Here is an 18436-nt window from a genome sequence, read left to right as displayed (position 1 = left end):
CCGGGTGGCGGCCGAGGCCGCTGGGTGTGGCCACGAAGCTGGCTATTCAATATATAAAGTGACTTATTGCTCGATAATCGTTGAATGTCTGTTTTTCGTACGAGAGGCGCGCGCTCGCGAAGACGCTCCACCGCAGCGACGGCCCTGCTCGGCAGTCTGCTGGCGCTGATCGGGCCGTACGCGGCACCATCCGCCCGAGCGGCTCCCGCCCCACCGGCAACCCGACTGACCCTCGTCAAGGTGCTGACCGGCGGCGGCCCGGAGGTAGGTCCATGGGACTGGGAGCTGGAGGCCGTGCCGGTGCCCCGCGACGGCGTGCCGACCCCGCCCCGGATCTCCGGGCCGACCGGGGCTCCGTCGGTGACGGGTGCCGAGGTGGTTCCCACCGTCAGGTACCACCTGATGGAGGACTTTTTGGGCCGCTTTCGCGGCTACGAGCCGGTCGGCCCGCCGCAGTGCGTGCTGACCGGCACATCGACGGTGGTGCCCACGCCGAACGACGAGCTCACCCCGGCGTACGGCCAGGACATCACCTGCACGTTCCACAACCGGGCTCTCCCACCGCCCCACCTCACCCTGGTCAAGCGGGTGGCGAACATCTACGGCGGGACGGCGACGCCACAGGACTGGGTGCTGACGGCCACCCCGTACGGGGACCGTCCACCGATCACCGGCCGGAGCGGGGAGGCGGCGGTGACCGACGTGGTCGCCGCGGCCGAGGTTGAGTACGACCTCACCGAGAGTAGGGGCCCGGACGGCTACGAGCCGTTTTATGGACCACCGTTCTATCCCCGTTGCGTCTACACCGGCACGTCCATAGACATTCCCCTGTCGCACGGGTACTTGACGATGTCGTACGGATCCAGCGTCACCTGCATGTTCGACAGCATCCAGTATCGGGACTTCCGGCCGGCGTACCTGACCCTGGTCAAGAAGGTGGAGGGCCAAGCCGACCCGAAGGCCTGGACCCTGACCGCCACGGAAGAACGCATTGGAGGGGGGATCAGCGGTGTCTCGGGCAGCCCCGAGGTGACCCGGGCGCCGGTGCATGCATACCCCTTCTCCTCCTACCGGCTGGCCGAGTCGGGCGGCCCGCCGGGATACGAGCCGGTCGGCCCGCCGGAGTGCGTGCTGGCGGGCACCGACACCACAGTGGACGTGGTGGACGGAATCATCCGGCCGCAGGGCACCCAGGACATCGTGTGCACGTTCCGCAACCGGGCGGTACTACCCGAGCCGGCCCGGCTCACCCTGGTCAAGCAGGTCGAGAATGGGTACGGGGGCACGGCGAAGCCGCAGGACTGGGTCTTGACCGCCGTCCCGCCGACCGGTTCCGGCACGCCGATCACCGGTCGTAGCGGGCAGGCCGAGGTGACCGGCGTGACGGCCGTCGGAGGCGTCGGTTACACCCTCCGGGAGACCGGCGGCCCGCAGGGCTATGCGGAGTCGGAACCGGTCTCCTGCGTGCTCGACGGCACCCGGACTCCCCTGCCCACACCCAACGGCGTCTTCACGCCGGCCGCCGGGAAGAGTTACACCTGCACCTGGCGCAACGCCCAGCTCGATCCGGGTGCGGCCCAGCTGACCCTGGTGAAGAAGGTGTGGGGCACGGGCGATCCGACGGACTGGACGCTGACCGCCGTGCCGGCCGGCGGCGGTACACCGATCAGCGGGGTGTCGGGCAGTCCGGAGGTCACCCGGGTCCGGGTCCGGGTGGGCGTCGGCTACCGGCTCGGTGAGTCGGGCGGCCCGCCAGGGTACGAGCAGGTCGGGCCGCCGGAGTGCGTGCTGACGGGTACCCGGACGGAGGTGCCGGTGGCGAACGGGTCGATCACTCCGGACCGGGATCAGGACATCACCTGTACCTTCACCAACCGGTCGGCCAAGCAGCCCGGTTCGCCGTGGCAACCGGGTGAGCGGCTGCCGGTGACCGGTCCGAGGCTCACCGGGATCATCGGCGGCGGGCTGCTGGCCACCGCCACGGGTGCGGCGCTGTTGATGATCACCTGGCGGCGGAGACGGGTGGCCTGACGAATGTCGATCGGCCGGCGCTCGGCTGATCAGGGCGGCCCGGCGGAGTGGTCCGTCGGGCCGCACGGTCCAGTGGTGGACAGGCAAGAACGGGTCACCAGCGCCGTCGGCGCCTGTGCATCCGGCAGGGGCGGGGCGAGTGCCGCGAACGCTACAGACTTGATGGCAAAGATGAATCACCCGTCACGCGTCGCACCGGGCAGGTGATTCATCTTTGCCATCAAGTTCGTAGGGCCACCAGCATCGGTATGGGGAGGGCGGGTCGGGTTTCCGCGTCTCGCCACCTTTGCGGACCGTGCGGCGCGGTCGGGCATCGGGATGGGAAAGATCCTCTCGATCGAGAAAGTGCAGGCAGCAACGGACATTTACCCCAATACTGTCGAAACGTGACCCACGGAGAGAGGTGGGTCAGGGGTCGCGTCGTCCCGCACGACGTCACGGGGGTTCATGAATGTCCATTCCGATCATCACGCGAGCGCGCCGACGCCTGAGCGCGACGGCCGCCCTGGCCCTGATCTGCGGTGCACTGCCGCTGGTCGGGCCGCACGCGGCGCAGCCGGCCCACGCGGCCAGCCCGACCACCGCCACGCTGACCGTCAACAAGGGCGGCGACCGCCAGGCCGAGGACCTGGTCGGGCCGCTCGCCGGCGCCGTCTTCGACTTCTACGCGGGTGTCTCCGGCACCCGGCCCGGCCCCGGTGACACGCCGACCGCCTCGTGCACCACCGGCGGGGACGGTTCGTGCAGCGTCGACGTGCCGGGGCGTACCGGCACCAACCAGGGCTACTGGATCATCGAGCGGAGCGCACCCAGTGGCTGGCGCCTGCTCGAGACGCTCGACACGGGCGGCGGCACCACCACGCCGACCACCTACAACGGCGTCTTCACCGGCGCGGTCTCCAACAACGTCTCCTACCAGTTCCCGGTCAACACCACCGGCAACACCAACCGGACCGCGCGGGGGGCGGTGTGGGCGGACGCCCGCGACAACCCGCCCCTGCCGTCGCAGTGCGGCCTCAGCATCGCGTTGCTGATCGACGTCTCCGGCTCCATCTCGCCCAACCTGCCCGACGTGAAGAATGCCGCGAACGGCTTCGTGGACGCCCTGACCGGCACCCCGTCGGAGATCGGGCTCTACACCTTCGCCACCAACGCGGCCACCGTGCTCAACCCGGTGCCGGTCTCCGACACCACGGGCGCGAACACGGTGAAGGCGGCGATCAACGGACTCACCGCGGGTGGCACCACCAACTGGGACGCCGGTCTCTTCCAGGTCGCCGCCGCGCCGAACACGTACGACGCGGTCATCATCCTGACCGACGGCAACCCCACGGTGTACGGACCGCCGCCGGCCCAGGGTCCCGGCAACTTCACCCGCTTCAAGGAGGTGGAGAACGGCGTCTTCTCGGCCAACGCGGTCAAGGCCGAGGGCACCCGGGTCGTCGCCGTCGGAGTGGGCGCCGGCGTGACCGGCTCGGCCAACAACCTGGCCGCGATCTCAGGCCCGGTGGCCGGCTCCGACTACATCCAGACGGGGTACGAGGAACTGGCCGCCGTGTTCCGCCGGCTCGCCCTCGAAGCCTGCGCCGGCACCATCAGCGTGGTCAAGAAGGTGATCCCGGCCGGTGGCACGGTCGCCGACGCGGTACCCGCCGGCGGCTGGACGATATCCACCACCACCACCGGGGTCACCCCGGGCAGCGCGGTCACCGACACGCTCACCGGTGCGGTGAACTTCGACGTCGACCTGACCGGGGTGACCAGCAAGCCGGTCACCCTCGAGGAGACACCGAAGGCCGGCTTCACCCTGGAACAGCAGGGTGGCGACAACGCGGCCTGCACCGCGAACGGTACGGCGACCCCGGTGACCAACAGCGGCGCCAACGGCTTCACGGTGGACGCCCAGGCCACCGCCATCGTCAGCTGCGTGATCCTCAACCGGGAGGCGGAACAGCAGCGGTCCACCATCGTGGTGCACAAGACCTGGGTCATCAACGGCACGTCGTTCGAGAACCCGGACCAGCCGGTGGAGTTCCAGTCGGACCTCGCGATCAGCGGCATCAACGACCCGGCCTGGAACACCCCGTACGACAGCTTCGCCACCGGCACCACGGTGACCATCGGCGAGACGATCAACAAGGACCTGCTACCGGTCAACTGCGGCACCGTAGCGGTCACCGGCGATGTCGGGCCGGTCGTGCTCACCCTGCCGGGCCTGAACTCCTTCCGGGTCACCAACACGGTGACCTGCCCGACCCGGCTGACGCTGGCGAAGGAGCTGCAGAACCCGTACGGCGTCCCGGAGCCGTCGTTGGACGCCTGGACGCTGAAGGCGATCACGGGGGGCAGCACGGTGGTCGAGGGGACCAACGGGGTGACCGGTGACGTCGCCCCGGGCGTGCTCCACTCGCTGGCCGAGAGCACCGTTCCCGGGTTCACCCAGGTCAGGAACACCGGTGCGGTGATCACCCCACCGGCCACCGGCAGCTGGAACTGCGGGCTGCGGCAGGCGGACGGCTCCGTGGGTCCGGCCTACACCGGCGCCAACGGCGTGGCCAGCGTGCCGCTCGGCGAGACGGCGGTCTGCACCGCGGTCAACCAGGCCCAGGCGGCCAAGCTGACCCTGGTGAAGGAGGTCAGCGGCGGTACCGCGACGCCCCAGGACTGGCTCCTGGAGGCGGCACCGCTGCCCCGTAACGACCTCCCGGTCCCGGTCGTGATCAGTGGGCGTAGCGGCACCCCGGCGGTGACCGGTGCGGAGGCGTTCCCGAACGTGACGTACCAGCTCGGGGAGAAAGACGGACCGGCGGACTACGAGCAGGTCGGCACGCCGCAGTGCGTGCTGACCGGGACGTCCACGCCGGTGCCGACGCCGAACAACCGGCTCACCCCGACGTTCGGCCAGGACGTCACCTGCACGTTCCGTAACCAGTTCGTCCCGCCGCCCGCGCCCGCCCGGCTGACCCTGGTCAAGCAGGTGAAGAACGACTTCGGCGGCACCGCCACCCCGCAGGACTGGCTGTTGAACGCGATCCCCCCGACGGGGTCGGGCGCGACCCCGATCAGCGGTCGCAGCGGCCAGGCGACGGTCACCGACGTGGCGGCCGTGGGCGGAGTCGGCTACACCCTCAGTGAGACCGGGGGCCCGGCCGGCTACGAGCAACTGGGCCCGGTGACCTGCGTGCTGAACGGCACCGAGACGCCGATCCCGACGCCGAACGACGTGTTCACCCCCGCTGCCGGGGAGAGCTACACCTGCACCTGGCGCAACGGCCAGCTCGACCCGGGCAGCGCCCACCTGACCCTGGTCAAGAAGCTGCTCGACGGCAAGGACGGCTGGGATGGCAGCGGCGGCCCGAGCAGCGGCGGCCCGAGCGGCGGCGGCCCGGGCGGCAGTGGCGGCATGGACGACTGGAGTGGCGGCCCGGGCGGCGGCGGGAACTGGGGCGGTGACGGTGGCGGCAAGGCCAAGCCCACCGACTGGCTGCTCACCGCGACACCGCTCAACGGCGCGACCCCGATCAGCGGCCGGACCGGCAGCCCGGCCGTCACCGACGTACGGGTCCAGGTGGGCGTCGGCTACCGGCTCACCGAGTCCGGCGGCCCCAAGGGATACGAGCAGGTCGGGCCGCCCGAGTGCGTGCTGGCCGGCGGGGAGTCGGTGCCGGTGGTGAACGGGGTGGTCACCCCGGAACGGGGCCAGGACATCACCTGCACCTTCACCAACCGGGCGGTGAAGAAGCCCGGGCCGCCGTGGTACCACGGCGGAGGACACCTGCCGGTCACCGGCGTCAAGCTGACCGGGATCATCGGCGGCGGCCTGCTGGCCGTGGTCGGCGGTGCGGCACTGCTCCTGGTCACCTGGCGGCGCAGGAGGTCGCTGACCGTCTGACCGATCGACGGACGGCCCGGTGGGATCCGGGTCGGCGCGGCGCACCACGCCACGTCGACCCGCCCCGCCGGGCCGCCGTCGTTCCCGACCCTGCCCCGGCTCGCGCCGTGTCGCGGTGCGGTCGAGGGATTCGGGGTGCGTCCGTTGACGCCGGAGCGACCACCAACGCACCCAGCGCTGTCGGCCTGCCGCGCGACGCGGCGCGAGCGCGGGCCTGGCGCGAGGCGGGTGCGGGCGTTGTGCTGACGATGGCGGGGCGCGACACCCGGGCCCGGTCACCGGTGGCGGCAGCGGCCATCCGGAGTCGGTGGGGTTACGCGGTGACGGCGACGCTTGTAACGAGCGGCCACCCGATCCCGATGACTTGTGTGTTACGCCCACATAGCCCGTGGGTGACGTCACTTCTAGCGTGAGCCGACAACTGAGTCAGCTTCCTGTCCTCACCTGGAGTCGCGATGACGGTCCGGCACACGCGGCGGGTGTTCCTCTCCGCCGCCACGATGATGGCGGCGGCGCTCGCCACCACGGCCTGCGGCAGCCCGCAGGACACCGCCTCCGGCGGTGGTGACACCGCCCCGGTCAAGGTCGGTCTGGTCTACTCCCAGTCCGGCCCGCTGGCCAGCTACGGCAAGCAGTACATCGAGGGGTTCAAGGCCGGCCTGGACTATGCCACCAAGGGCACCGGCAAGGTCGGTGACCGCAAGGTCGAGGTCACCGAGGTCGACGACGCGGGCGACCCGGCCAAGGCGGTCTCCGCCGCCAAGGACCTGATCGGCAAGGGTACGAAGATCATTGCCGGTTCCACCTCGTCCGGCGTGGCCCTCCAGGTCGCCCCGATCGCCGCCCAGAACAAGGTGCTCTTCATCTCCGGCCCGGCCGCCACCGACGCGGTGACCGGGGCGAACAGGTACACGTTCCGCTCGGGTCGGCAGTCGTACCAGGACGTGGTGACCGCCAAGTCGTTCATCGGCGACGCGACCGGCAAGAAGGTCGTCGTCTTCGCCCAGGACGGCGCGTTCGGCGACGCCAACGAGGCCGCGGTCAAGAAGGTCATCGGCGGCGCCGGTGCCACCGTCAGCAGCGTCCGGGCCCCGGCCAGCGCCACCGAGTTCACCCCGTTCGCCAGCCAGATCAAGGCCGCCAAGCCCGACCTGCTCTTCGTCGCCTGGGCCGGCACCACCGCCCCGGCCATGTGGCAGACCCTGGACCAGCAGGGCGTGCTCGCCTCCACCACGGTCGTCACCGGCCTGGACATCCGCGCCTCCTGGCCCACCTTCGGCGCGGCCGGCGCCAAGATCTCCTTCCTGTCGCACTACTTCGACGGGGCCAGCGACACCGAGGCCGCCAAGGCCGCCAAGGCGAAGATTCCCGGCGGGACGCTCGACCTGTTCCACCCGGACGGCTTCGCCGCCGCCCAGATGGTCGTCCGCGCCGCGTCCGAGGGGGGCGACGACGTCGACAAGATGGTCAAGGCCCTCGAAGGCTGGCAGTTCGACGGGATCAAGGGGCCGATGACCATCCGCGCCGAGGACCACGCGCTGCTCCAGCCGATGTACCAGGCCAAGCTCACCGGCAGCGGCACCGCCTTCACGGCCGCCGCGCAGAAGAGCCTGACCGGTGACGAGACCGCCCCGCCGGTCACCCGGATGAAGGGCTGAGAAGTGCTCGCCACCCGCGGTCTGACCTGGCGGATCGGTGAGGTCGCCATCGTCGACTCCGTCTATCTCGACCTCGCCCCGGGGGAGTTCCTCGGCGTGATCGGGCCGAACGGCGCCGGCAAGACCTCCCTGTTCAACCTGATCACCGGCCTGCGCAAGCCCACCGAGGGGCGGCTCCTGCTCGACGGGAAGGACATCACCGAGCTGCCGCCGCACCGCCGGGCCCGGCTCGGGCTGGGACGTACCTTCCAGTCGTCCTCGGTCTTCGGGTCGCTCACCGTGCGGGAGAACGTCCGGCTGGCCGTACAGGCGCACCGGGGTGGCTCGATGAAGCTGTGGCGGCGGGCGGCGGCCGACCGGGAGGTGGCCGCCGCCGCCGACGCGGCGCTCGACCAGGTCGGCCTGCACCACCGGGGTACGGCCCTGGCCGGCACCCTGGCGCACGGCGAGAAGCGCATGCTGGAGATCGCCCTGCTGCTCGCCGGCGAACCCCGGGTGATGCTGCTCGACGAGCCGATGGCCGGGGTCAGCACCTCCGACGTGCCCGAACTGGTGAGCGTGATCAAGTCGCTGACCGGTGACAGCGGTCGGTCGGTGCTGATGGTCGAGCACCACATGGACGTGATCCTGGAGCTGGCCGACCGGATCGCCGTGATGCACCACGGCGCGCTGCTGGCCTGCGACACGCCGGACACGGTGATGGCCAACGCCACCGTCCAGGAGGCGTACCTGGGGGAGTCCCTATGAGCGTCGAACCCGTCCTCGCCGTCGAGGACCTGTCGGTGCGGATCGCCGGGCTGCACATCCTGCAGGGGGTGTCGTTCGACGTCGCGCCGACCGGGGTGACCGTGCTGCTCGGCCGCAACGGCGTCGGCAAGACCACCACGCTGCGCGCGATCGTCGGGCTCACCCCCCGCAGCGGCGAGGTGCGCGGCAGCATCCGGATGGGCGCGCAGAGCCTGCTCGCCCGCCCCACCCACCGGCTGGTCCGCGGCGGCCTCGGCTATGTGCCGGAGGACCGGGACGTCTTCGCCGGGCTCACCGTCGCGGAGAACCTGCGGCTCGCCGAACGGCGGGGCACCACCCCGGCGTACGACCGGGTCTTCGCGCTCTTCCCGGAGCTGGACCGACGCGGACGGCAACGGGCCGGCTCGCTCTCCGGCGGGCAGCAGCAGATGCTCGCGATCGGCCGGGTGCTGCTCAACGACAACCGGCTGCTGCTGGTCGACGAGCCGACCAAGGGGTTGGCGCCGAAGGTGGTGACCGAGGTGGCCGAGGTGCTGGAACGGGTGGCCGAGACGGTGCCGGTGCTGCTGGTCGAGCAGAACCTGGCCGTGGTGCGCCGGCTGGCCTCCGACGCGGTGGTGCTCTCCGCCGGCCGAGTGGCCTGGACGGGGAACGCGCAGGAGCTGCTGCTGGAGACCGCGCTGACGAAGTCCCTGCTCGGTGTCGGCGCCTCGGAGGTCCACTCATGAGCACGGTGATCCTGTTGACGCTGACCGGGCTGGGCCTGGCGGCGCTCTATTTCCTGGTCGCCTCCGGGCTCTCCCTGGTCTTCGGCTTGGCCGACGTGCTCAACTTCGCGCACGGCCTCTTCCTCGGCGTCGGCGCGTACGCGACCTGGTGGGCGGCGGGCAACCTGCCCGGGGCCGGCCCGGACGGCCTCGGCTTCGTGCTGGCCGTCGTCTTCGGGGTGCTCGCCGGCTCGCTGGTGGCGGTGCTGGTCGAGCTGGTGCTGATCCGGCCGCTCTATTCCCGCACCATCGAACAGGTGCTGGTCACCGTCGGGCTGTCGCTGGCCGGGGTCGCGCTGCTCCAGGCCACCTGGGGCGCGGACGCGCGGCCCTTCCCGCGCCCCGCCTGGACCCGGGACGTGACCGGCGTCCTCGGCGCGAACGTGCCGAACGCCGGCCTGCTGCTGGTCGTCGCCGCGGTGCTGGTGCTCGGTGCGCTGCTCGCCTTCCTCCGCTGGACCCGCTACGGCCTGGTGATCCGGGCCGGGGTGGAGAACCGGGAGATGGTCACCGCGCTCGGCATCGACGTCCGCAAGGCGTTCACCCTGGTCTTCGCCATCGGCGGGGCGGCCGCCGCGCTGGCCGGGGCGCTCGGCGGCGTCTACTTCGGCACCGTGTCACCCGGGCAGGGCGGCTCACTGCTGATCTTCGCCTTCATCGTGGTGGTGATCGGCGGGATGGGCTCGGTCGTCGGGTCCGCGTACGCGGCGGTCGCGGTGGGGCTGCTGCAACAGTTCGTCAACTACTACGGCACGTCCGGCCTGGGTGACCTCTGCGTGGTCGGGCTGCTCGCCGTGGTGCTGCTGCTGCGTCCGCAGGGCTTCGCCGGAAAGGTGGCAACGGCATGACCGACTCCGTGGTGGAGGCGCCCCCGGCGCGGGTGCCCGACGAGCTGACCCCGGGGCGCCCCCGCCGGCCCGGGCTGCGGCCGTTCCTGCCGCTGGTCGCGCTGGTGGTGGCGGCGATCGTGCCGTACTCGACGGTGAACCTGCCGGGCCTCTTCGAAGGGCCGCTCAACTCGCCGGGCACCCTGCAACTGCTCGCCATCTGCCTGGTCTTCGGCGGGCTCGCCGCCGGCTACGACCTGCTCTTCGGGCGGACCGGGATGCTCTCCTTCGGACACGCCCTCTATTTCGCCGCCGGCGTGTACGGCACCGACGTGCTGGTCACCCGGGCCGGACTGCCGCTGTGGCAGGCGGCGCTGCTCACCGTCACCGGCGGGACGATCCTCGCCGCGCTGCTCGGCGCGGTGGCGCTGCGTACGGTGGGGATCGCCTTCGCCATGGTGACCCTGGCCTTCGCGCAGGTCGGGGCGATCCTGGTGGCCCGGGACTTCGGCGGGCTCACCGGCGGTGAGGAGGGGCTGCCGCTGGACGTGTCCGGGCTGCCGTCGGTGTTGGTCGGGGTGACCAACACGGTGAACCTCTACTGGCTGGCGCTGGCGTACCTGACGCTGGTGGTCTTCGTGGTGCACCGGGTCAGCGGCTCGCCCACCGGGCGGGTGCTGGCCGGGCTGCGCGACGACGAGCGGCGGATCGGGGTGCTGGGGCTCGACCCGTACCGGTTCAAGCTGGTCGCGTTCACCCTCTCCGGCGGGCTGGCCACGGCCGGCGGGGTGGTCTACTGCCTGATCGTGGGCGGTGCGAGCCCGCACGTCACCTCGTCCGAGCTGACCCTGTCCCTGCTGGTCATGGTGGTGCTCGGCGGCCCCGGCACCCGCTGGGGCCCGGTCCTGGGCGGCATCCTCTACATGTACCTCGACCACCGCCTCACCGCCTTCGGCACCAGCGACGCGGTGAACGCCCTCCCGGCGGTGCTGAGCCGCCCGCTGAGCCAGCCCCTCTTCGTCCTCGGCACGGTCTTCATCCTCGCCGTCTACTTCTTCCCCGGCGGCCTGACCAGCCTCAAATCCCGCCTCACCCCCCTCCTCACCCCCCTCCTCACCTCCCTCCGCCGCCCCCCGTCACCCCGTTGATCATGGAGTTGGCGGCGCGACACGCCGGTGTCGACGCCGCTAACCTCATGATCGACGGAGCTGAGTGGGAGGGGACAGGGCGTGGGCGAGCGGTTGGCGGTGGTCAGTGGGGGTGGGACCGGGATCGGGGCGGCCGTGGCGCGGGGGCTCGTGGTCGACGGGTACGACGTGGTGATCGTGGGGCGGCGGGGGGACGTGCTGCGGGCGACCGCGGAGCGGATCTCGGCGGAGTGCGGGCGGGCGTCGGCGGTTCGGGCGGTGACTGCTGACCTCACTGATCCGGGGCAGGTCGCCGGGGTGGTGGATGCGGTGGGGGAGCGGACCGTGGACGCGGTGGTGAACAACGCCGGTGGCTACCTGGGCGGTTCCGACGACACCCTCGATGACGTGGCCGCCTGGTGGCGGGCCAACCTGGACGCCAACGTGCTCACCGCCGTGCTGCTGACCGAGGCGCTGCGGCCGGCGCTGCGGCGGCCCGGTGGGCGGGTGGTCCTGGTCAGCTCCATCGCCGCCCAGCGCGGCGGGGCCGGGCCGTACTCGGCGGCGAAGGCGGCGCTGCACGGCTGGGCGTACGACCTGGCCACCCGGCTCGGCAAGGAGCAGATCACGGTCAACGTGGTCAGCCCCGGTTATGTCGCCGACACCGAGTTCTTCGGCGACCGGATGACCCCGGAGGGGCACGCCGCCCGGGTGGCGGCCACCCTGGTCGGCCGGGCCGGCGAACCGGACGACATCGCGGCGGCCGTGCGCTATCTGGTCGGCCCCTCCGCCGGCTATGTCACCGGTCAGGTCCTCGGCGTCAACGGCGGCTCCGTCCTCGGCCGCTGAGGCCACCCCACGCTCGACGGTCACCCCGGTCACCCCGGTCACCCCGGTCGCTGCGGTCGCCCCGGTCACCCCGGTCGGCGGATGCCGGGGCGGCGACCCCCCGTGTGGCCGCCGCCCCGGCATCCGCCGAGTGGTGGGTCAGCCGTTCAACAGCTCGTACGCCGTGGCCGGCGCCTTCGTCGCCTTGCTCCCCGTCGGCCTGGTGATCTTCGGGGTGCTGCCGTAGCCGACGTAGCTCACCACGTAGTCGTACGCCTTGCGCTTCCCGACCGCCGGCATCTTCAGCGTCAGCGACGCGAGGTGCTGGTCCGGGCCCACCACCGCGGTGAACGGCACCTGCCTGCCGGCCTCGCCGAGGGCCGCCGCCTCCCCGTCCTCCAGCGCCTTCGCCGCCTCACCGCCGGTCACGTCGATGACCCCGGCATACCGCCCCGGGCCCTGCTCCTGCACCGAGGTGGCCGCCTGGATCAGCGGACCGGCGTTGCCCAGGTCCGCCCCGTCATAGCTGGGCGCGCCGGCGGCGTCCTTCAGCCTGGACCGGTCCAGCTCCATCCACTTGTCCGGGAACCTCGGCAGGCCCGGCCGGCCGGTGAACTTGGCCTTCAACCAGAGCTTGTCGTCCATCACCAGGAAGGAGAGCTTCGTGGTGACGCCGTCGGAGTCGGCGGGCATCAGCGTCACCATCTCGAACGCCTTCGACGCCGGGTCCACCCGACCGCTGAGCGTGCTGGACGCGTCCCGTCCGGTGAACCGGAACGCCCCCTCCGTACCCTGCGGCACGGTCGCCAGCAGGGCGTCCTTCGGCGAGGTGGCCGGCGTGTCCGCTGCGCCGTCCGTCCGGTCCCCGGCCGGCCCGCAGCCGCCGAGCAGTGCGCTCGCTGCCACCGCGACGGCGACCGCCCCGACCATCCGTCGGATCGTGCCGGTGCCGCCCATTGCCTGTGTCATCGCAGTTCTCTTTCTTCGTTGCCTGGCTCCTGCCGATGACGATGCTGGGGCCGGGCACGGCCGATCCGCTGCCGATATGCTGCCGTCCGGCTGCCGGGCACTGCCGTCCGGCGACCACGGGGGTGTCAGGAGCGGAAACGCGCATGTCAGGAACCAAGCCGCCGGAGGGACCGGCCGGTGCCGGGCCGCTGTCGGCGCGGCTGCGTTTCGACCTCCTCGGGCCGCAGAAGGCCTGGTACGCCGACCGGGAACTCGATCTCGGCCCCGGCAAGCGGCGGGCCGTGCTGGCGGTGCTGCTGCTCAACGCCGGCCGGCCGGTGTCCACCGGGCAGATCGTCGAGGCGGTCTGGCCCGAGGAACCGCCCGCCAACGGCACCAACGTGGTGCAGAAGTACGTCGCCGGGCTGCGCCGGGTCTTCGAACCGGACCGCTCCCCGCGCAGCCCCGGTCAGGTGCTGACCCTGACCGACGCCGGTTACCTGCTCCGGGTCGGGCCGGAGGCGGTGGACGCGGTCCGCTTCGAGCGGGGCGTGCACCGGGCGCGGCAGCGGCACGCCGAAGGGCTTCCCGACGCGGCGCTGGGCGAGGTGAGCGCCGCGCTCCAGCTGTGGCAGGGGGAACCGTTCACCGGCTTCGCCGGTCCGTTCTTCGAGGCCGCCCGGCACCGGCTGGTGGAGCTGCGGGCCGTCGCGCTGGAGACCCGGGCCGACCTGCTGCTGGAGCTCGGCCGGCACCGGGAACTGGTCGGTGAGCTGGTGGAGCTGGTGGCCGAGTTCCCGGTCCGGGAGCGGCTGCGGCAGCAGCTCATGCTCGCGCTGCACCGCAGCGGCCGGCAGGCCGAGGCGCTGGCCGCCTACCGGGAGTTCGCCGACCTGCTCCGCGACGACTACGGCATCGAGCCGGGTGAGGTCCTCCAGGAGCTGCACCGGCGGATCCTCCGCTCCGACCCGGCGCTGACCCCGCCGTCCCGACCGGCCGAGCCACCCACCCCGCCGGTCCCCGCCCCGGCGCCGTTGCCGCCGCCGGAGGACCCGCCGGAGCCGTCACCACCGGCCCCGCGTACCCCGGTCGCCACCGGTCCCGCGCGGCCCGAACCGGTCGCCGTCGATCCGGTACGGCCCGGAGCGGTCGCCGCCGGTCCCGCGGCCCGAACCGGTCGCCGTCGATCCGGTACGGCCCGGAGGGGATACGTCGCCCCCGTGCCGCCCGGTCCGGTCAGCGCCGTTCCCGTGCCGCCCCGGTCGGTCAGCGCCGTTCCCGTGCCGCCCCGGTCGAGGTCAGCGCCGTTCCCGTGCCGTACCCGCAGCAGGCCGGCGCCGCTCCCGTGCCGTACCCGCACCCTGCTGGCGCGGGCGGGTTCGCGCCCGGGCTGCCGCCGCCCTACGCCGCCCACCCGGGGCTGCCGCCGGCAGCGGTCCCGCCGCCCGCGTCGCCGGCGGGCACCAGCCGCGGCCGCTGCCGTGGTGGGTGAGCGCCGGCGCGACCGTCACCGGTGCCGCCATCACCCTGCTCTCGTTCGGCTCGCTCACCTGGGCGGTGGTCCTCGCGTACGCGCTGTGGCGGCGGAGTTGGCGGCTCGCGGTGGCCGGGCTCGGCTACCTCGCCCTGGTCGCCAGCGTGCTCTTCCTCGCGCTGCGGTCCGGGAACGACGAGGGCACGGACGCTGAGGCGTTCTACGTGGTGGGCGCGCTCGGGTTCTGCTGGCTGGTGGGCGCCGTCCACGTGGTGCTGATCAGCCCGGCCGTCTGGGCGGCGGTGCGGAGGCTCTTCGGGGCCGACGACCGGCGGGTCACCGACGAGCGGCGGGTACGCCGGGAACAGGCCCGCTATCTGCTGCACCACTATCCGGCCGCCCGGTACGACCTGGGCATCGGCCGCCCCGACCTGCCCGGCGTCTTCGACGACGGTGGGTTGGTCGACGTCAACGGCGTGCCCGACCCGGTGCTCGCGACCCTGCCCGGGCTCACCCCCGACCAGTACCAACGGGTCGTCGCGGACCGTTGGCTGCACGGCCCGTACGCCTCGATGGAGGACCTGGCCGGCCGCTGCCTGCTCCCGGCGGCCCTCACCGACTCCCTCCGCGACCTCCTGCTCTTCCTCCCCCCGCCGCCTCCACCGAGCGGAGTTGATCAAGAGGTTTCCGTCCCCGGCACCCCCGGATCGTGACGCAAACCTCCTGATCACCGGCGCGGGGGCGGGGAGAGGGGGCGGGGGAGGGTGGGCGGTGGTAGGAATGCCGGATGGGTGAGGGGCGGGCGGGCGTGCGGGAGCGGGCCGAGGAGGTGCTGCGGCGGTTGGCCGGCGAGCACGCCCGGCTCCGCGAGGACCAGTGGCGGGCGATCGAGGCCCTGGTGGTGGACCGGCGGCGGGTGCTCTGCGTGCAGCGCACCGGGTGGGGCAAGTCGGCGGTCTACTTCGTGGCCACCGCCCTGCTGCGGGAGCGTCCCGAGGCGGCCGGACCGACGGTGATCGTCTCGCCGCTGCTGGCGTTGATGCGCAACCAGGTGGAGTCGGCCGCGCGGGCCGGCATCCGCGCCCGGACCATCAACTCGGCCAACCTCGACGAGTGGGACGAGATCACCGCGGAGATCCACGCCGGTGCGGTGGACGTGCTGCTGATCAGCCCGGAACGGCTCAACAACCCGGACTTCCGGGACACCGTGCTGCCGAGGCTGGCCGCCACCACCGGCCTGCTGGTGGTGGACGAGGCGCACTGCGTCTCCGACTGGGGGCACGACTTCCGGCCGGACTACCGCCGGCTGCGGACCTTCCTCGGCAACCTGCCCGAGCGCACGCCGGTGCTCGCCACCACCGCCACCGCCAACGAGCGGGTCACCGCCGACGTCGCCGAGCAGCTCAGCACGGACGCCGGCAGCGACGCGCTGGTGCTGCGCGGCACCCTGGACCGGGAGTCGCTGCGGCTCGGCGTGGTCGACCTGCCGAGCCCGGCGCACCGGCTGGCCTGGCTCGCCGACCACTTGGACGGGCTTCCCGGCTCGGGCATCATCTACACGTTGACCGTCGCGGCGGCCGGCGAGACGGCGGAGTTCCTGCGGGCCCGGGGCTGGTCCGTCGCGTCGTACACCGGGCAGGCCGAGGACGCCGACCGGCGGGCCGCCGAGCAGGACCTGCTCGACAACAAGATCAAGGCGTTGGTGGCCACCAGCGCGCTCGGCATGGGCTTCGACAAGCCGGACCTCGGTTTCGTGGTGCACCTCGGGGCGCCGCCCTCGCCGATCGCCTACTACCAGCAGGTCGGCCGGGCCGGCCGCGCCGTCGAGCACGCCGAGGTGCTGCTGCTGCCCGGCGTCGAGGACGCGGCCATCTGGCGCTACTTCGCCTCGCTCGCCTTCCCGCCGGAGGAGCAGGTCCGGGCGGTGCTGGCCGCGCTGCGTACCGACCGGCCGATCTCCACCCAGGCCCTCGAACCGATCGTCGACCTGCGCCGTACCCGGCTGGAGCTGATGCTCAAGGTGCTCGACGTGGACGGCGCGGTCCGCCGGGTGCGCGGCGGTTGGCTCGCCACCGGCGAGCCCTGGGTCTATGACGAGGCCCGGTTGCGCCGCGTCGCCGAGGCACGCACCGCCGAGCAGCAGGCCATGCGGGAGTACGCGACCACGTCCCGCTGCCGGATGCGCTACCTGCGGGAGTGCCTGGACGACGCCGGGGCGGTCGACTGCGGCCGGTGCGACACCTGCGCCGGTCCACTGTTCCCGTCGGAGGTCTCCGACGCGGCCCTGACTGCGGCGCAGACCTTCCTGGGCCGCCCCGGGGTGGTGGTGCCGCCGAAGAAGCTCTGGCCGACCGGGTTGGAGGCGGTGGGCGTACCCCTGAAGGGGAAGCTTCCCCCCGGCGAGCAGGCGCTGCCCGGGCGGGCCGTGGGCCGGCTGTCCGACCTGGGTTGGGGTGGGCGGCTGCGCGGCCTGGTCGGGCCGGAGGCGACCGACGGGCCGGTCCCGGACGACGTGACGGCGGCCGTGGTGGAGGTGCTGAAGGCGTGGGCGCACGGCGACGACCCGTGGCCGCGCCGCCCGGCCGGCGTGGTCGCCGTCGGCTCCCGGACCCGGCCCACCCTGGTGGGGACGCTCGCCGAGCGGATCGCCACGGTCGGGCGGCTGCCGCTGCTCGGCCGGGTGGTCCCGACCGGTCCGGCCGGGGCCGGCGGGCCGCGCGGCAACAGCGCCCAGCGGGTACGCGCCCTGCACGACGCCTTCACCGTCCCCGCCGACCTGGCCGATGCGCTCGCCGGGCTGGACGGGCCGGTGCTGCTCGTCGACGACCTGGTCGACTCGGGCTGGACGATGACCATGGTGGCCCGGCTGCTGCGCCGGGCCGGTGCCCCCGACGTGCTGCCGCTCGCCCTCGCCGTCGCCGGCTGACCGCACCCGTCGGCCCTCCGGCGGTTGGCCGGGCCGTCGCTCCTCCGGCGGTGTCCGGTCGGTCGGTCGGTCTTGCGGCGGTGTCGGGTCGGGTGGTCGGTCCTCGGGCGGTGTCCGGCCCTGGCGGTCGCGGGTCGTCGGGCGCGGCGGGAAAGTTCCCGGTCAGGGGGGATTGCGACGACCGCCACGGTCACCCGTCGTGCGCCGGCCGGCAGCACGTCCGCCGGTACGGTGGGGCCATGACCGAGCAGCCCGTCCTCGGGCACGAGCCGGCCGGCCCGGTGGCGGAGCCGTCCGCCGTGCCGGACCGCAGCACGCTGCGACTGGCGCTCGTCGTGGGTGGACTCGTGCTCGCCGTGCTGCTCGGCTTCGGCCTGGGCCGGGCGAACCCGCCCCCGCCCAGCACGGGCACCGCCCCGGCGGCGGCCGGTGGTGGCCACACCCACCCGCCGGGTACGGCCCCGCACGCGCACGGCGGCGCCACGGTCGAGCAGGCCGGCCCGGACAGCGCCGGGCTCTCGGTCAGCTCCGCCGGCTACACCCTCGACCCGTCGACCGTGGCGTTCACCGCCGGCCGGGCCGGGGAGTTCCGGTTCCGGATCACCGACGAGCGTCGCCGGCCGGCGACCCGCTTCGCGGTGGTGCACGACAAGCCGATGCACCTGATCGTGGTGCGCCGCGACCTCACCGGCTTCCAGCACCTGCACCCGACGATGGCGGCGGACGGCACCTGGACGGTGCCGCTGACCCTGCCCGAGCCCGGCGTCTGGCGGGCGTACGCGGACTTCACCGTGGTCGCCGACGACGGCCGGCAGACCGCGGCGACCCTCGGCGTCGACCTGACCGCGCCCGGCGGGTACGCGCCCCGCCCGCTGCCCGCCCCGGCCACCACCGCCACGGTCGACGCCTTCACCGTCGACTACCAGGGCACCCCGAAGCTCGGCGAGTCGGTGCCGCTGCGCTTCCGGGTCACCACGGGCGGCGCTGCCGCCCCGCTGGAGCCCTACCTCGGCGCGTACGGCCACCTGGTCGCGCTCCGCGAGGGCGACCTGGGCTACCTGCACGTACACCCGGAGACCCGGCGCGACGGCGACCCGGTCACCTTCTGGCTGACCGCGCCCGGGCCGGGGCGTTACCGGATGTTCCTGGACTTCCAGGTCGCCGGGGTGGTGCGGACCGCCGCGTTCACCGTCACGGTGCCCTGACCGGCC

The 18436-nt window shown here is 73.0% G+C and carries 13 protein-coding genes; 12 read left to right on the top strand and 1 reads right to left on the bottom strand.

Annotated elements, in window-relative coordinates:
• The first annotated feature begins 84 nt into the window (after positions 1-84).
• The 8 genes from MRQ36_RS09845 (at position 85) to MRQ36_RS09810 (ending at position 11898) form a co-directional block, all read left to right on the top strand.
• Positions 85-2031: a hypothetical protein gene (locus MRQ36_RS09845; protein ID WP_278187466.1), complete on the top strand. Its 1947-nt coding sequence runs from the start codon at positions 85-87 to the stop codon at positions 2029-2031.
• 451 nt (positions 2032-2482) lie between these two features.
• The gene (locus tag MRQ36_RS09840; protein WP_242794566.1) at positions 2483-5923 is read left to right on the top strand and encodes a VWA domain-containing protein; all 3441 of its coding nucleotides are present in this window, start codon (positions 2483-2485) and stop codon (positions 5921-5923) included.
• Positions 5924-6378: 455 nt separating this feature from the next.
• Positions 6379-7581 carry a substrate-binding domain-containing protein gene (locus MRQ36_RS09835; protein WP_242794565.1) on the top strand — a complete coding sequence of 401 codons (1203 nt, stop codon included), beginning with the start codon at positions 6379-6381 and terminating at the stop codon, positions 7579-7581.
• 3 nt (positions 7582-7584) lie between these two features.
• Positions 7585-8328, top strand: coding sequence for an ABC transporter ATP-binding protein (locus tag MRQ36_RS09830; protein WP_242794564.1), 744 nt, complete (start codon positions 7585-7587; stop codon positions 8326-8328).
• On the top strand, positions 8325-9056 hold the full coding sequence (locus tag MRQ36_RS09825; protein WP_242794563.1) for an ABC transporter ATP-binding protein: 732 nt from the start codon (positions 8325-8327) through the stop codon (positions 9054-9056). The genes MRQ36_RS09830 and MRQ36_RS09825 overlap by 4 nt, the downstream gene beginning before the upstream one ends.
• Positions 9053-9943: a branched-chain amino acid ABC transporter permease gene (locus MRQ36_RS09820; protein ID WP_242794562.1), complete on the top strand. Its 891-nt coding sequence runs from the start codon at positions 9053-9055 to the stop codon at positions 9941-9943. Before MRQ36_RS09825 ends, MRQ36_RS09820 begins: the two co-directional genes overlap by 4 nt.
• Positions 9940-11070: a branched-chain amino acid ABC transporter permease gene (locus MRQ36_RS09815; RefSeq protein WP_242794561.1), complete on the top strand. Its 1131-nt coding sequence runs from the start codon at positions 9940-9942 to the stop codon at positions 11068-11070. Before MRQ36_RS09820 ends, MRQ36_RS09815 begins: the two co-directional genes overlap by 4 nt.
• Before the next feature lie 81 nt (positions 11071-11151).
• Positions 11152-11898, top strand: coding sequence for an SDR family NAD(P)-dependent oxidoreductase (locus MRQ36_RS09810; RefSeq protein ID WP_242794560.1), 747 nt, complete (start codon positions 11152-11154; stop codon positions 11896-11898).
• 138 nt (positions 11899-12036) lie between these two features.
• Here the strand turns inward: MRQ36_RS09810 and MRQ36_RS09805 are convergent, their stop codons facing one another.
• On the bottom strand, positions 12037-12846 hold the full coding sequence (locus MRQ36_RS09805; RefSeq protein WP_242794559.1) for a hypothetical protein: 810 nt from the start codon (positions 12844-12846) through the stop codon (positions 12037-12039).
• Positions 12847-12989: 143 nt separating this feature from the next.
• Between MRQ36_RS09805 and MRQ36_RS09800 the strand changes: the two genes are divergently transcribed.
• From MRQ36_RS09800 to MRQ36_RS09785, 4 genes are all read left to right on the top strand, one after another.
• Positions 12990-14513, top strand: a complete 1524-nt coding sequence (locus MRQ36_RS09800; RefSeq protein ID WP_242794558.1) for an AfsR/SARP family transcriptional regulator — start codon at positions 12990-12992, stop codon at positions 14511-14513.
• Positions 14428-15012: a helix-hairpin-helix domain-containing protein gene (locus MRQ36_RS09795; protein WP_242794557.1), complete on the top strand. Its 585-nt coding sequence runs from the start codon at positions 14428-14430 to the stop codon at positions 15010-15012. The genes MRQ36_RS09800 and MRQ36_RS09795 overlap by 86 nt, the downstream gene beginning before the upstream one ends.
• Before the next feature lie 74 nt (positions 15013-15086).
• Complete coding sequence (locus MRQ36_RS09790) at positions 15087-17225, top strand: RecQ family ATP-dependent DNA helicase (RefSeq protein ID WP_242794556.1); 2139 nt, start codon at positions 15087-15089, stop codon at positions 17223-17225.
• A 239-nt stretch (positions 17226-17464) separates the two neighbouring features.
• Positions 17465-18430, top strand: a complete 966-nt coding sequence (locus tag MRQ36_RS09785; protein ID WP_242794555.1) for a hypothetical protein — start codon at positions 17465-17467, stop codon at positions 18428-18430.
• Positions 18431-18436 lie beyond the last annotated feature (6 nt).

Origin of the sequence: Micromonospora sp. R77, from assembly GCF_022747945.1 — a bacterium.
Taxonomy (GTDB): domain Bacteria; phylum Actinomycetota; class Actinomycetes; order Mycobacteriales; family Micromonosporaceae; genus Micromonospora.
Note: the sequence above shows the minus strand (reverse complement) of the source record. Positions and strands in the feature narration are given on the sequence as shown.

What these genes read in the sequence shown, in the direction of transcription:
- MRQ36_RS09845 (WP_278187466.1), top strand. Translation starts at nt 85, where the DNA reads ATGTCTGTTTTTCGTACGAGAGGCGCGCGCTCGCGAAGACGCTCCACC.
- MRQ36_RS09835 (WP_242794565.1), top strand. Translation starts at nt 6,379, where the DNA reads ATGACGGTCCGGCACACGCGGCGGGTGTTCCTCTCCGCCGCCACGATG.
- MRQ36_RS09820 (WP_242794562.1), top strand. Translation starts at nt 9,053, where the DNA reads ATGAGCACGGTGATCCTGTTGACGCTGACCGGGCTGGGCCTGGCGGCG.
- MRQ36_RS09815 (WP_242794561.1), top strand. Translation starts at nt 9,940, where the DNA reads ATGACCGACTCCGTGGTGGAGGCGCCCCCGGCGCGGGTGCCCGACGAG.
- MRQ36_RS09805 (WP_242794559.1), bottom strand. Translation starts at nt 12,846, where the DNA reads ATGACACAGGCAATGGGCGGCACCGGCACGATCCGACGGATGGTCGGG.
- MRQ36_RS09800 (WP_242794558.1), top strand. Translation starts at nt 12,990, where the DNA reads ATGTCAGGAACCAAGCCGCCGGAGGGACCGGCCGGTGCCGGGCCGCTG.
- MRQ36_RS09825 (WP_242794563.1), top strand. Translation starts at nt 8,325, where the DNA reads ATGAGCGTCGAACCCGTCCTCGCCGTCGAGGACCTGTCGGTGCGGATC.
- MRQ36_RS09785 (WP_242794555.1), top strand. Translation starts at nt 17,465, where the DNA reads ATGACCGAGCAGCCCGTCCTCGGGCACGAGCCGGCCGGCCCGGTGGCG.
- MRQ36_RS09840 (WP_242794566.1), top strand. Translation starts at nt 2,483, where the DNA reads ATGTCCATTCCGATCATCACGCGAGCGCGCCGACGCCTGAGCGCGACG.
- MRQ36_RS09790 (WP_242794556.1), top strand. Translation starts at nt 15,087, where the DNA reads ATGGGTGAGGGGCGGGCGGGCGTGCGGGAGCGGGCCGAGGAGGTGCTG.